A 14,371-nucleotide genomic window follows, 5' to 3' on the forward strand; every position below is an offset into this window, starting at 1 on the left:
GTTGAGCTTCCAAACTCTCACATTCTGCAACTTTGATCATGAAATGAAAATAAGATATGGTGGACTTTATGAGAGCCCCGGGAAGGGCCTATGAAAAATTGCTAAGTACGGATGGACGTGTTGAAAGCGGATCCCTTACATCCCCTGCAGGCCGGATTTGGTTTCGGCGGCTATATCCCCAGAGCCCTTGATGCGGCGGCTGTTCAGGATCTGCCGGCGCTGTCCCCGGACGAATCCTGGATGCGACTCGCCCTTTTGGAATCAATGGAAGGCATTGGGCGCTCCAGTCCGAATCCCCCGGTTGGTGCGGTTTTGGTCAAGGAAGGGCGCCTTTTGAGCAAGGGCGCAACCCTGGCTTACGGAGATCGTCATGCGGAACGGGTGGCCCTGGATGCCGTGACGGACCGCAGTCAGCTGGTCGGAGCCACCTGTTATGTCACGTTGGAACCCTGCGCCGGGATCGGCAAGCAGCCGCCCTGTGTCGAGGCTCTGCTGGCTTCGGGAATTAGCCGCATCGTGGTGGGAGCACGCGATCCCCATCCAAAAGCGGCCGGTCAGGGTTTGAAAGCCCTGACCCAGGCGGGTGTTGCGGTGGAAACGGATGTGCTGGGTGGAGAATGTCGCGCCTGGCTTTTTCCTTTTTTGGCCTGGCAGCAGCTGCAAAGACCGGTGGTGATTGGCAAGTGGGCCCAGACTCTGGATGGGCATCTGGCCGATGATCATGGGCGTTCGCAGTGGATATCCGGAAATAAAGCCCGGGCCTATACGCATTGGTTGCGCCAGAAATATGATGCGATCCTGGTGGGAGTGGGCACAGCCCTGGCCGATGCCCCGAGTTTAACCGTGCGCGAGGCCGCTCCGCCTTTGCATAGGCAGCCGCATAAGATCATCTTTGATCCCAAAGGACGGCTGTGCAACGGACAATCCGCGGTCTTTCACAACTTGCGTCAGGGTCTTCAAAAATCCGGGCCGGTCCTGTTCCATGCGGTTGAGACTCCGCATTGGAAACCCGAGCCGTGGATGGAGGCGTTCAAGGATGTCCTCGAGCCCGTGCTCATGCCTCCCCAATGTTCCTGGCTGGAATTTTTACGCCTGCTCGATCAACAGCATCGCACGCGGTTCGGACGTGAACTGCAGTCGATCATGGTGGAAGGCGGCGCGCAGATTCTGACGCTTCTGGTGCGCGATGAATTGCTCGATGCTCTTCAGGTCTTTATCCGGGCAGGCATATTGGGTGGCAGCCGCCATCGCATCGGTCGCCTGGATCCACGGGATGGAGCGAGTGCCCCACCGACGAATCCCATGCTGGATCTGAATGCGCGGCATGATTTTCAACTGGTCGCCACCCAACAGCTGGGGGATGACGTGGTGCTGGAATGCGCGCATCGGCGCTTTACGTTCTGGAACTAAACGTGATGCGGCCCACGCAGATGAGCAAAGGGCAGCTGCCTCAGAACATGATCCATCACACAGAGCAGCGCCATGGCTTCCACCATGGGAACCGCGCGCGGTAGAACGCAGGGATCATGACGGCCGGCCTTGGGTTTCATCACCAGCTCCTGGCCCTGCCGATCCACGGTCTGCTGCTCTTTAAAAATGGTGGCCACAGGTTTGAAGGCCACGCGCAGATAAATAAACTCGCCATTGGAAATGCCGCCCTGAATGCCACCGGAACGGTTGCTTTCCGTGCGAATCTTTCCTTCCCGGTTGATAAACGCATCATTATGTTCGGATCCATAAAGATACGTGGAGGCGAAGCCCATGCCGATTTCAAAGCCCTTGCTTGCGGGCAGGCTCATCATGCCCTTGGCCAGATCCGCTTCAAGCTTGTCAAAAACGGGTTCGCCCAGACCCACCGGACACTGGCTGATCCCGCAGAATATGGTGCCGCCGACACTGTCACCGGTTTTCTTTGCATGAATGATGAGTTTTTCCATAGCCTCACGCTGCGTTTCATCCGGGCAGCGCAGGGGATGCTCCTCAACCTTGTCCCGGGTCAACGATTCCCCATAATCGGTGCGGCCCTGCACATCCTTCACGCGATCGACAAACGCGACCACCTTGAATCCCGGAACCAGGTGCTGCAGAACGATTTCCGCCACGGCTGCGGCGGCCACCCGGCCGATGGTTTCACGGGCACTGGCCCGTCCGCCACCGGAGGGGGCTTTCACACCGTATTTGGCGTCAGTTGTATAGTCAGCATGGGAAGGGCGATAGACATCCTGCAGATCACTGTAATGATCCTTTTTCGCATCCTGGTTGCGCACGATCAGGGTGATAGGTGTGCCGAGGCTGATGCCATCCACCAGACCGGAAAGGCATTCCACCTGATCGGGCTCTCCGCGTGGACTGGCCAAATGACTTTGGCCGGGGCGGCGCCGATCGAGCTGTTCTTGAATATAAGTCAGGTCAATCTTATGCCCGGCCGGACAGCCGTCGATGACGACGCCGACCGCTCCGCCATGGGATTCGCCGAAGGTGGTGACGCGAAAGAGTTCGCCGAATGTATTGGCCATTTTCAACTTCCATGGCGCCTCGCGCCGTCAGGTGGACACAGAACGCTTGCCTCATAAGGAAGTAATAGCCGAATCGGGACCGATTTCAAAGAGGGGATCCCAGGCATTCCTGTCCTCAGCCCGGGAAGTTTACCGGCCTGTATGGGCCGCAGAGCTTAGCCATTCAGCATCCAGACCGCGCAGGCGGCTGGTCCCCGCTCTGTGGAATCCGATTCCTGAAGGCTTGCGGTCAGGGTTTCGAGTTCCTCCGTGATCCGCGCGTCCTCCACCCTGGTTTTCACATAGTTTACGAGTTCGAGAGGGCTCGGGCCGCCGATCGCATCAAAACAGGAAAGCCCGTTCTTCAGCTGAACCGTATCCTGTTCCGCAAGGCTTTGCTGCAGCCAAAGGCTGCTCACACTGATGACAAAATCCTCAATCCAGCCGCGATTCGGGAGCACGACCTTGTCATCGAGATCGGTCGGGACTTCCCATGTAGAAAGGGTTTCTTTGGCAAACCCCGCGGTTTGATAAACGGCATAACCGATGCCTGTCACGGTAACAACGAACAGGCCCAGGAGTCCAAGCACAGAGATCAAAATCAGTTTCTTGAAACGCATGGTCATCTCCTCCTCATTTCGAGGTTTCCAACCATGCGAGTATGGGGCCAAACACAACTTTGTTAAAATTGATATTAACAGACAACCAGTTCGCTTGAAGCGATCAGCGTTTATCCTGATCAATCAAGGCATCAAAGCCGATCAGACTGAAAACTTCCCATTCCTGTCCCACGACCTGGCCGGTGCCTAGACCAATATTCAATTTCACACCTTTGACATCGGCCTGCAGATCCAGCTTGTATCCATGCGCGGCCGTTCCGCTGTCAAAGCGCGGTTTGATCTGCTGCACCCAGGCTCGACCGTAGTTATAAAACGCGGTGGCATCGAGGCGCTGCAGATAAACGATGTGCAGAAGTTTGGCAATATCCGTCGCCAGCGGCGTGGTCCAGGCAAATTGCAGGCGGCCCTGGGTGTCACCGTACTGAAGGTTGGTCAGGTAGGGATCACCATAAAGCTGCGAGTTGATTTCATTCAATCCTCCGCCGCTGCCCGGAATAAAGGTACGGAGCGGACTGTAGAATTCCTGCAGGAACTTGCGCCGCGTGCCCCGGACCCGGCTATAGGAGGCTCCCCAGGATTGCGTCGTGGGCTGGCTGCCGATCCTGATGGGCAGCGACAGGTTTATGCCGACACCGGTTTTTTCATAGTCATAGTTGTCATTGAAGTGTTTGGAGGCGATCGAACTGTTGAGGTAATAACTCAGATAACCCCAATGGAAACCATGGGACTTGGTAAGCCCGATATTGAATTCCCGCAAATAACCCTGGGCCAGGATATCCCAGAGCAAGGGATCGCCGAGATAGGGCAGCATCCAGGAATTTTTATACGACAGCCGGAGTCCCAGATCCAGGAACTGGATATAGCGCAGCGCACCAATCTCGGCCCCGCGCTCATCAAAGTAATAGGCATCCGGACCATAGTTGCGGTTCCAGGTCTGCCGCCGGAAAACATCCAGGGTATAGGTCGTTTTAAATCGCGTGGTATAAGCACTTAACTGGACATCGGGGTAACGGCTTTGGGCTCCATAGAGGGCCATGACCTGCACATGTTCATTCTGCAGATGATCCATGAGAGGCACAGTCAGCATACCATAGGAAAGCCCCATCGCATCATAGCCAATCCAGGGAAACGCGAAGACCGGTCGACCGCGCCACTGAATATCCGTCGCATCCTTGACCGGAGCGCCCTGCCTTTGTCCCAGAATCGGTGCTGCCGCCATACGCTTTTGATCGGCTCCGATCGCGGCCTCGCTGCGGTTCAGCCAGGGATTATCCTGGGCCATGACTTCCTTGAGCGACTTCTGCGTATCATGCATCGCGCGCATCAGCGGGGAACTGGGAGCATCATGCAAACGGCAGGGTTTCACGGGCGCATCGATCCGGTTGGTCTTGACCAGCAGCGCACCATTCTCCTGCCAGAGGGCCATCATCAGAAGATCGCTCGTGCTGTTGTGAAGACTTGTGACGATATTGGCCAGATCCCGTTCCTCGATGCAGCGCCCATCCTTGTCAAGGCGCCTTAAAAAATGATGCGTGCGGTCCGCGAGAGCCATCCAGGTGTCACGCGCATTGAAAGCCACCGAAACCGGTTTGCCATGCAAACTATGGGGCAGTTCGCGCAGACGTCCATCCTCGGGTGACCAGCGCAGGACCTGATGCCGATCCCCGTAGAGGGTTTCCTCGGACCGATTGAGCCAGAGTTCAGCCAGATCATCCTGGGCGCCGAGGGAACGATAACCGAGGACATGCAGACTCTGAGGATAGGTGGCCACCAGAGGACAGCGAATGTCCGTATTTTTCAGGCGCTGCCCCTTTTCAACCAGTTGCCGGGGAGCCCAGCAAATCTGATTCTTTTCCAGGAATTCCTCGAACCAGACCAGCTTGTCATCGCTCATGAACAGATGGGAAATATAGGCTGGCCGCGTCATGATCGGGGCCTTGGTCTGACCCTTTTGGATCCAGAGCGTGCGCTTCGGATCCAGGTTGTCGTTCACTTCACCCGTGGTGAAGAGCAGGTAATTCTTTCGGATCAGACGCACGGTCAGAGCATCATCGGGCAGCGTCACCCCGCGCTTGTAATCCTGAGCGACATCATTCTTCCAAAGAACCTCGGCTTCAAAAAGATCGCTTCCATCCCGCTGCACAAACATCAGCTTGTCACCACGGCTTTGGAAGGAATAGGTTGAGTTAAAGGCGATCGCTTCTCCCGGCAGGCCGAGACCCGGGGTGGTGGTGGGCAGGGTTTCCTGCGGCTTCAGCTCCAGGCCCTTGCTCGTATAGCGGTAAAAGGCCAGATCGTTCTGACTTTTCCAGTATTTCGTGGCGGCCGCCTTGTATTCCTCATAAAGCTGTTCACCGCTTTTGCCTGTGTAGTTTTCCAAAGCCTGATCCATCGGCATGAAACCATTGAAGGGCACAAAGGTCCAGGGCCACCACCAAGGCATGCTGTAGTCGTAAAAATCCCGCATCATCTGCGGCAGGCGCGTCGCATCATAGGTCCGCAGAATATAGGAAACAAAGGAACCCGAAATCGCATAGCCGATGGTGGAGAAACGGCTGCCATCATAGAGCGCATGCAGCTTGTCGTAACTCGGCCAGTGTCCGGTCAAGGCATAGTACCGTTCAATGCCATACTGTAGATCCGAGCCATTGGACACACTCAGGGCTTCCGCCAGACCCTCGATCCACCAGGCTGGCATCCAGGGCAAATGAATGATGCTGCCCGCCGGTCCAAAAATATTATCCAGATGCCGATACATGCTGCTGTGCGTGAACTCATGCCAGCTGAGATCACGGCCCCCGCGCCCGAGTGTTTGCAGTTCCACGGCATCGGTGATGAAGTTGGCAAAGGAGGGATTGGCCGTTGTGGAGGACAGGATCACTTTCAAAGGGTCGGTCCGTTTGATGTCCAGCCACTCTTCCAGCTTCGGTCGTGCGGATTCCAGCGATTCCAGCACCAGCTGACCTTCGTGCGGTGTGCGCGCATCATGATAGATGAAAAAGTTCGGACTTTGAATTTCCTTGTATTGAAGGTCCCCCTGATTGCGGCCGAAGCCGATGGGAAGGGCCTCGGATACTTCGGGAATCAGCGGCGCAAACGCGAGCACAAGCGCAAGCAGAGCCTGCTTACGTAAAGGTCGAAAAGCGAGCACGGGCAGCCTCTAAATCTTCGGGTGTATCAATGCCGATCGCGGGGTGGTCGGCAACGCTGACGACAATGGGAATATTGTGCCCGAGTGCGCGCAGTTGCTCCAGACTTTCTGCCAACTCCAATGGATGCTGGGGAAGCGCGCAAAACTTCTGGAGTGTGTCCCGAGAGAAAGCATAGACCCCGAGATGCTGCCAGAACGCTTGAAATGTCTGGGGTGCCCGATAATAAGGCAGGGGCGAGCGCGAAAAATAAAGAGCCTGATGAGCATCATTAACCACAACCTTGACACAGTTCGGGTTCTCATGATCCGCTTTCCGGTTGTTCCGGTGCATCATGGTTCCCATTCCGGCCTTCTGTTCCGTCATCAGGCGCGCCAGGGCTTCCAGGTCCCCGCAGTGGACAAAGGGTTCGTCTCCCTGCACGTTCATGATAAAGGGGCGTGGCCTGAGACGGGCCACCTCCGCACAGCGATCCGTTCCGCTTTGATGTCCGGGATCGGTCATCACGCTGGGGACACGGTGCTGCTGACAGGCGTCCATCACCAGCTGGCTATCCGTGGCGACGACCAGATCGGCCCCATTGTCCAGCAAAGGTTTCAGCCTTTCGTAAACGCGAATGACAAGCGGTTTGCCCGCAAGATCAGCCAGAGGTTTCTGCGGGAGGCGGGTTGAGCTGAGTCGAGCGGGAATCACGATAAGCCAATTATTCCAGATCACATTAAAGCCTTTTTGCTGAGGGGATACAAACCTCGGCATTATAAGCGGGAATACGCAGAGGCTCAGCAAAAACTGCAGAAAAATACCCTTGAGGCAGTCATACTTGCCACTCAGTCTATTTCGAGGGTATCCTATATATTGCATTCAAATAAAATTTGGGGTGCCGGAACATGGCTCAAAATGCTGCGCGAAAGTACGATGCCGGGGCCGCTGCGTTTTTCGTCGAAACGCTCTGCCAGGACGCAGATACCTTGCTTCGCTTTGGTTTTGCCATGACGCTCAGCGAAGAGATCGCCGGGCGCCTTGTCTACAAGACCTACGAATCCATCGTTCCCAGCTTGCCGGAGCTGCTCAATAAGGACGCCTCGGCGATCCGCCTGCAGCTCCTGAGACGAGCCTGGGAACTGCATCATGAGATGAATCAGGAAGGCAGCAGCAGCGAGAACGTGCTCTTTCCCCTGCTGAAACCCCTGGATCTGGAAACCCGCTGTTGTCTCTTTCTGATCGATGTGGTGGGTCTATCCATCGAAGAGGCCCGCGAGATCACCAAGATGGACGAAACCGAACTTCGTCGCTACCTGGCTATCGGTCGCAAAAGACTGCTCAGTTTTCGTTTTGAATAAGTGAGGGAGAACCGAAGGCATGGCGCAGAAAACCGCGGCTTTGAGCGATGAAGAGCTTATTTATGGCTATCTCTCCGAATATCTGGATGAGACGCTGCCGAATGATCAAGGCAAACGCTACGAGGAGCTGGTCCAGCGGATGAAGCTGGATAGCCTCTCCACCGACTACGGGATCCGCCGTGGACGTTTGCAGATCGAAGCCCAAAGGCTTTATCTCGACGAAAAACACATGCACGATATCCACGACCTGGTCGAGGATGATGCCACACGGGCCAATCACGAAGCCCATGAAATCGATGATGTCGGTCGCTCCGAACTGATGGGCAATGCCTTCCGCCTGGTCATCCTGCTCAGCTTCCTGGGTCTGCTCGTGTTCGGTGCCTACAAGTTTTTTGGTCCGGAACAGAAAGCGCCTTTCAAGGCTCTCGATTCCCTGATCTATGAAGCCATCGTCATGGCTGAAGATGCCGAGGGGCGCCTGGACTTCCCCACCGACAAACTCGAGGAACTCAACACCTACTTCAAGCGCTATCCGGAACTTGGCTTCGCACCCAAGGAAATGCGCGAGCCAGGCAGCAATTGGGAGCTGAACGGCGGCACGGTCATCGACTACGAAGTGGCCAAGATCATAGCCGTGCAATTCACCGGCAAAAACAATCGTGAGAAATTGTATCTCTTCCTTTGGAACGGCAGGCTCGAGCAGCTGCCCAAATCGGAACCCGGCAATTTCGAAGGTCTTGTCTATCAGACTTATGCTTCCGACAAGTGGAACATCATCGCCTGGCAGGCCGCCCCCGGTGTGACCGGCATGATGGTCGGACACCGCGGAGCCAAGGAACTGGCCGAGCTGGCGTTTAAAGTTGTCGGTCTCTAAGCGCTGCGGTATGGTCGCACCCTCAGTTTCAAAAAGCGGAGCACAGTGCGACCATGGCCCGGAATATCCTCCTCATCCAGCTTCGTCAACTTGGCGATATTTTGCTCACCACACCCTGCTTTCGTGAAATCAAACGCGCCTGGCCTGAGGCCCGGATTACCTTTCTTTCCCATCCGATGGGCCGCCTGATCGCGGATGAAAATCCCTATCTGCACCAGCATCTGACCTATGACCCCAAGGGCGGGTGGCGCCAGGAACTGAAACTGATCCGTGAGCTGCGCGCGGCCCAATATGATCTCGTTTTGGACTTTATGTATAATCCCCGGAGCGCCCTCTATGCCCGCGCCACGGGTTGTCCGCGGCGCCTCGCGTTTCCCTCGCGTCGGGCCCTCCTTTTTACGGAAATCGTGCCGCAAGGCGGTCGCATCGAATACATCGTGCAGGAAAAATTCCGCTACCTCCAGCATCTCGGCATTCAACCGGTCAGCGTGCGACTCGATCTGCCTTGGAGTGAAAAGCATACGGGTCCCCTCATGCAGCTTCTGCAGGAGGCTCCTGATTTTTCGCAGGCCCCCTGGCGCATCGCCATCAGCCCGACCCATCGCCGCGTGGAACGGCAGTGGCCGGTGGAACGCTATGCGAAGATCGCAGATCGTCTGCATCTCGAATGGGGGGCTTCCGTTCTGTGGCTCTGGGGACCGGGTGAGGAGGACTTTGTGCGTCACGCGATGTCCTTCTGTGAGCAGCCCATGCGCCTCGCACCCAAAACCAGCTTCCGCGAACTCGCGGCCCTGATCGCCAATTGTGATCTTTTTATTGGAAATTCCAATGGGCCAAGTCATGTTGCTGTGGCGGCGGATACGCCCAGCCTGCAGCTCCATGGACCGACCTATGCCGCGACCTGGTGTCCGCAGACGGACGAACATCAGGCCGTCCAGGCCGGCGCCGGAACTCCGGCGGGCCGGGGACCGATCGCGACCGTGACCGAGGCGGAAGTCTGGCAGAGTTTGGAAAAGTTGCAGCCCCTCCTCCGGAAAACAGCCGAGTCAAGGCAGCAAAACGGTGTTAGGATGAGGTGGTCCCCCCTCCTTTTCTCTTAGTAGCGATGGAGTCCATCATGTTCGTCAATCTTTTCCGCGTCGACCCCACCGAAAAGAGCCGTTCGCGCAAATTTTCCTGGCTCCCACGGTTTGGGATTGTCGTAGATTTTGCCGGGCGTCGCTTTTCGTTGCGTCATGCGCCCTTACTTGAAACAATAGCTAATCTGATCGAGCGCGGTCCGACGCGGTCCAATCTGGAAAAGATTGTCACCGAGCAGCTCTATGAGATATCCTTGCCGTCCCTGATTCGCCGGAAGACCGTGGACGTCAAGGCCCGTACCATTCACGAAAGGCCCCGCCGCTTGAAGGAACGGACCAAAAAAGGCAGCGAAAGTTTCTAATCCGCATACGGATTCCTAATTCATAGCAAAGGTAGAGGTCGTGTCGCTTATGTTACCGTTTCGCGTGTTTGACAAAGAGAAAAAGCAGATGTGGCAGGTCATCAATTATCATCCGGGAACGAACGAAGGCAGTTATCTGGCCACCAAGGAGGATGATGATGCCACTGATGGTGACATGCGCATCATCCCCGCTTCCGAACTGGTGAATTACAAATTCGTCGATTTTCTGGAAGAAGTGGAACCTTTCGAAACTTAATGAACGAGGCGCTTGCCGCGTTCGATATCGACCCGACTGAGCAGTACCATTCCCACAACAAAGAGCAGCACGATAAAGAGAACGCTCAGTCGACTGCCCCCGGTCTGCTCAGCCAGGACCCCGAAAACCAAAGGCCCAAAGAGTCCTGCGAACTTCGACGAAACGCTGAAGAGGCCAAAGAATTCTCCGCTATGCTTCAAGGGAACCATCTGGGCAAAGACCGAACGGCTGATGGCCTGGCTGGCTCCCTGAACGGAAGCCACGCCCCCGGCCAGAACCCAGAAATGCCAGGTTTTGGTCATGAAAAAACCGACAATGGAAATGAAGGTGTAGACCATCAGGGTCAGCATCAGGGCTTTTTTCGGCCCGATCTTATCGGTGATGGGACCAAAGGCAAACGAGCAGGGCACACCCAGAAACTGCACGACAAGGATGGCCGCAATCAGATCATTGGTGCCGATGCCAACTTCCCGTCCATAGATGGTGGCCATATTCATGATGGTGCCGATCCCGTCACTGTAAGCCCAGAAGGCCAGCAGAAACATCAGCACATCGGGATAGTGCTTCAGCTGAGTAAAGGTTTTCTTAAGCTGGAAAACGGCCTCGAATGAGGTCTTCATCATGTTGCGTCCGCTGGTGTTGCCGAGACCGGGTTCGCGCACATGACGGAAGAGCGGCAGACTAAAGAAGAGCCAGCAAAGACCCACCGAAATGAAACTCAGCCTTATCCCTGCCGCTGTGTCAGGTAAGCCGAATGTGTTGGGACTCATGATCCACATGAGGTTGAGGGCCAGGATCACACCACCGCCGATGTAGCCGACAGCGTAGCCTGAGTTACTGACGCGATGGATTTCCTTGTCATTGGCAATGTGCGGCAGGAGGGCTTCGTAAAAGATGTTGCCCACGTAAAACGAAAAGCAGCCGAGAACGAAAAGAAGCCCGGCCAGGAGCCATTGTCCTGGCTGAACCCAGGCCAAAGCGGTGGTGGCCAGCACGCCTGTGATGGTGAAGACAGCCAGGAATTTCTTTTTTGCACTAAAAACATCAGCAACATAGCCTAGCGAGGGAGAAACCAGGGCGACAGCGATCATGGTCGCGGAGTTGAAATAAGCCCAATAGGCCGTTCGTAAATGTTCTGGCAAATCCTTGGCTAATGAATCATGGAAGTAGAGCGGGAGAACCGCGACCATGACGGTGGTGGCGAAGGCTGAGTTTGCTACGTCGTATAACGCCCATGATCGCAGTTCCCGTCGATTCAGACCAAGTGAAGTGAGTAAACGGGACCAAAGGTTCAACGCCATGGGTCATACCTTTCGAAAATGAGAGGAGACTTTAGTTGTTTTCACCAGTGTAGCCGGATGGAATGGAATCTGCACGAAAAACGTGGTAGATCATGAGTCTCGATTCCCCACTTACCGTGCTGGTAGAGAATAAAGAGTAGAGTTATGAAGATCATGCTGGAATTTCTTGAATCCTTAGGACTGGGAATCTGTCTGGTTCTGGCGGCTCCGCTGAGCTTTTTTCGGCGTCTTGATCATCTCTTTCAGCTGGCAGATCATGCGGGCTATCTGATGCGTCAGCGTCTGTTTGCAGCGTTGCTGCGGGCGCGTTTGGATTATCGCATGGGTAACTACCAGCAATCGGTGGTATTATTGGGTCCCGTCGTTTTGCATCTGGAACACAAACTCAGGACAGGCAAGGCTTTGCCGCTGAAGTTACGCCGTCTTCTTTGCCTGCTATACAGTGACATGCAGAGACTGTATCTCCTGAGCGGTCAGGTCGAGGAGGCGGTTCAGGTCGTCATTCGTGCTCAGCAGAATCTCGGGATTGATCGGCTGCCGAGCAATCCGGACCTGGATATCCGGACGGCGCATGTCATACGCGCTGGTCTCGCGGCAAGCAAATTGCTTGAGGAAGGCGGCCTGGCCACGCTCATGGTCCGCCAGGGTGAGGAGCCCATCGTCAGCCGCAGCCCGTCTGCGGATCCTCGCGGTAAAACCACCCCACGTCCTCAAGTTATGAAATCAGAAGGTCGCGGCGCGACAATTATCGAATTTCCCAAGCCCAGTCGTTAAGTCCCTGACTCCTGTATCCTTCAGTCTCATCAGGATCTTCCGATGCAGACCGAAGAATACGGGAGTGTCATGTTTCGAATCCTTCCCATACTTTGGATGTGGATGCTGGGCTCATCTTCGGTGAGTCTGGCTCTTGACGTTCAGAAGGACCTGTCTGAACTCAAGATTCTGGTGTTTGATTCACCGGAGCGAGCGATCCAGCGTGCGGCAAAACTCGAAGAGGCTGTCGGGGGTGACAAGGCCGGTTCAGTGTGGCTGCAGATCAAGGCCCTGCAGGCCCTGGCCATGACCAAACTGGAACAGATTGATGAAGCCCGTACTGTGGCGAGCAGCGCTCTGAAGCAGGGGGCCTGGATCGATGACAAACTCAATAAATATGCTCTGCAGCTGACGCAAATCGATGCCGGTTCCTCCCTGGGGCTTTCGGAATGGGAAGAGCTTGCGCCTGCTTTTGATCAACTCGTCGATGCGATTGAAAGCGATGGGGATGCTTCCATCCTCGCGCGGGCTCTGACGAGTTATGCCGCGGCGGCCTCGGCATCCGGTCGTCCTCTTCTGGCCACCGGCATGATGCAGAAGGTGCTGGCCCTTCTGCCGAACCTGCCCAAGGATGAATACTATTACTCCATACTCAACGATCTGGTCGTAACCTATCAGAACGTTCATGAAGGAGCGGACCTGGGCACCATCCTCGCGCTGGCGGAAGAGGTGCGTGGTTTTCTGAAAACGGAGCTCCGCCGCTTTCTAGGGGCTGAGATCATGTATAACCTGGGTTTCGCCTACATGAGTTCAGAAAACCTTCCCAAGGCTCTGGAAACGATGGAGGAAGCTCTCCGTTATGGTGAGGCCCTCGGTAATCCCACGGTTATGGCTTATGGTTGGCTTGGCATGGGTATGATACAGGCGCAGGCAGAACAATACGAGGAAGCTGAAAAAAATACACGCAAGGCGCTGATGGAATTTGAACGCGTCGGCAATCAGGTGCGCGTGGAAAGTGCCAGGCAGGTGCTCATTGATATCCTTTTGCATCGATCCGAAACTGCGGAAGCCGAACGACTGATCAAACTCATCGACGGCCCCAAAGCCCGGAATCTCGACAAATACAAAGCCCGCCTCCTCGCCAGTCGGGGTCAGTATGAAAAGGCCGCGCAACTGTCCTTTGGCATCTGGGAAAAAAACCGCGAAGAGAGCAAACGCCTTGATGCGGATAGCACCCAGCGTATGCTCATGGAGTTTGCAGCGTCCCGTCAGGAGTTGGCGCGGCTCGAGCTGCAGGAGAAGGAAAGTCTGCAGCGCCTGAAGATTGAACAGGAAAAAGAGCAGCAGCAACTGAAGATTTGGATTCTGATTTCCATCATTCTGATTGCATGTTCCCTGCTGTTCGACTTTATTCGGGTCAAACGCAAAACCAGCGAACTCTTCCAAATGCATCGCCGTCTGCGGGAACAATTTTTGAGCCGCTTTCTGCCGCCGTCGCTGGCTCATGCGGTGGCCGAGGGGCAGACGGAATTTGATGAAAAGCCACGCGAAGTGACAGCCACCGTACTTTTCGCTTCGGTGGAAGGCTTTCGACCTGGGACGAAGACTCTTCCGACGCCTCAGGACGTGGAGCTGCTCAACGATATTCTGGCGATCATGAGTGGTGCGGTTCACCTGCATGGCGGAACCGTCGACAAATGCAGTGGGGGGCGGATCATGGCTCTGTTTGGAGCGCCGCTTCCCCTCGATCCTGCAGCGTCCGCGCAGCAGGCCTTGCGATGCCTTCAGGAAATGAAGGCCGGTCTGCAGATTCTCAATGAAAAATGGCAGTCCCGTCTCCACCGGCCACTCTTTCTGAAATCAGCTGTCCATCAAGGCCGCATGATCGTGGGCAGCTTCGGCTGTGAAAAACGCAGTGACTTTACCGCGCTCGGTCTGCCCGTGCAGGTGGCCGATGCGCTCGAGGCCGGGGCTCATGGCGGACAATGTCTGATCTCGGAAACAGTTCTGCCTCATAGCCGGGGTTTTGCCAGTCGGGATCTCGGACTGCAGCAGGTGAAAGGACTTTCCAGGCCGATCCGCATCGCCGAACTGACTTTGGAGACTGACTCTGCGGTGAAGGTGAATGCCTCTTAAGGAGAT

Annotated in this window: 13 protein-coding genes; 8 read left to right on the forward strand and 5 right to left on the reverse strand. The window is 55.6% G+C overall.

Annotation, left to right across the window (positions count from 1 at the left end; translation table 11 throughout):
- Window positions 1-111: 111 nt before the first annotated feature.
- Complete coding sequence (ribD, locus tag OLTU_RS04945) at window positions 112-1,410, forward strand: bifunctional diaminohydroxyphosphoribosylaminopyrimidine deaminase/5-amino-6-(5-phosphoribosylamino)uracil reductase RibD (RefSeq protein ID WP_141731646.1); 1,299 nt, start codon at window positions 112-114, stop codon at window positions 1,408-1,410.
- On the opposite strand, the gene aroC is transcribed toward ribD, so the two are convergent.
- From aroC to kdsB, 4 genes are all read right to left on the reverse strand, one after another.
- Window positions 1,407-2,516, reverse strand: a complete 1,110-nt coding sequence (gene aroC, locus OLTU_RS04950) for a chorismate synthase (protein ID WP_141731647.1) — start codon at window positions 2,514-2,516, stop codon at window positions 1,407-1,409. The two genes, ribD and aroC, sit on opposite strands and share 4 nt — an antisense overlap.
- Window positions 2,517-2,671: 155 nt before the next feature.
- A complete protein-coding gene (locus tag OLTU_RS04955; RefSeq protein WP_141731648.1) occupies window positions 2,672-3,115 on the reverse strand; it encodes a hypothetical protein in 444 nt (147 codons plus the stop codon).
- Window positions 3,116-3,218: 103 nt separating this feature from the next.
- Window positions 3,219-6,266 (reverse strand): hypothetical protein, encoded by a 3,048-nt coding sequence (locus OLTU_RS04960; protein WP_141731649.1) that lies wholly within the window; start codon window positions 6,264-6,266, stop codon window positions 3,219-3,221.
- Window positions 6,241-6,981 carry a 3-deoxy-manno-octulosonate cytidylyltransferase gene (gene kdsB / locus OLTU_RS04965; RefSeq protein WP_218109845.1) on the reverse strand — a complete coding sequence of 247 codons (741 nt, stop codon included), beginning with the start codon at window positions 6,979-6,981 and terminating at the stop codon, window positions 6,241-6,243. The genes OLTU_RS04960 and kdsB overlap by 26 nt, the downstream gene beginning before the upstream one ends.
- A 170-nt stretch (window positions 6,982-7,151) precedes the next feature.
- Here kdsB and OLTU_RS04970 point away from each other — a divergent pair, with 170 nt between their 5' ends.
- The 5 genes from OLTU_RS04970 to OLTU_RS04990 are packed head-to-tail and all read left to right on the forward strand — an operon-like array spanning window position 7,152 to window position 10,175.
- Complete coding sequence (locus OLTU_RS04970) at window positions 7,152-7,604, forward strand: hypothetical protein (protein WP_141731651.1); 453 nt, start codon at window positions 7,152-7,154, stop codon at window positions 7,602-7,604.
- A 19-nt stretch (window positions 7,605-7,623) separates the two neighbouring features.
- Window positions 7,624-8,478 carry a hypothetical protein gene (locus OLTU_RS04975; RefSeq protein ID WP_141731652.1) on the forward strand — a complete coding sequence of 285 codons (855 nt, stop codon included), beginning with the start codon at window positions 7,624-7,626 and terminating at the stop codon, window positions 8,476-8,478.
- Between the two features lie 53 nt (window positions 8,479-8,531).
- Entirely contained in the window at window positions 8,532-9,578 is a 1,047-nt protein-coding gene (locus OLTU_RS04980) for a glycosyltransferase family 9 protein (protein ID WP_141731653.1), read from the forward strand.
- Between the two features lie 17 nt (window positions 9,579-9,595).
- A complete protein-coding gene (locus tag OLTU_RS04985; RefSeq protein ID WP_141731654.1) occupies window positions 9,596-9,919 on the forward strand; it encodes a hypothetical protein in 324 nt (107 codons plus the stop codon).
- A gap of 40 nt (window positions 9,920-9,959) precedes the next feature.
- Window positions 9,960-10,175, forward strand: coding sequence for a hypothetical protein (locus OLTU_RS04990; protein ID WP_141731655.1), 216 nt, complete (start codon window positions 9,960-9,962; stop codon window positions 10,173-10,175).
- Here the strand turns inward: OLTU_RS04990 and OLTU_RS04995 are convergent.
- A complete protein-coding gene (locus tag OLTU_RS04995; RefSeq protein ID WP_141731656.1) occupies window positions 10,172-11,476 on the reverse strand; it encodes an MFS transporter in 1,305 nt (434 codons plus the stop codon). The genes OLTU_RS04990 and OLTU_RS04995 overlap by 4 nt on opposite strands.
- A gap of 144 nt (window positions 11,477-11,620) precedes the next feature.
- Between OLTU_RS04995 and OLTU_RS05000 the strand changes: the two genes are divergently transcribed.
- The gene (locus OLTU_RS05000; RefSeq protein WP_141731657.1) at window positions 11,621-12,250 is read left to right on the forward strand and encodes a hypothetical protein; all 630 of its coding nucleotides are present in this window, start codon (window positions 11,621-11,623) and stop codon (window positions 12,248-12,250) included.
- Between the two features lie 69 nt (window positions 12,251-12,319).
- A complete protein-coding gene (locus tag OLTU_RS05005; protein WP_176736339.1) occupies window positions 12,320-14,365 on the forward strand; it encodes an adenylate/guanylate cyclase domain-containing protein in 2,046 nt (681 codons plus the stop codon).
- The last annotated feature ends 6 nt before the right edge of the window (window positions 14,366-14,371 follow it).

It is taken from the genome of Oligoflexus tunisiensis (genome assembly GCF_001748245.1).
Taxonomy (GTDB): domain Bacteria; phylum Bdellovibrionota_B; class Oligoflexia; order Oligoflexales; family Oligoflexaceae; genus Oligoflexus; species Oligoflexus tunisiensis.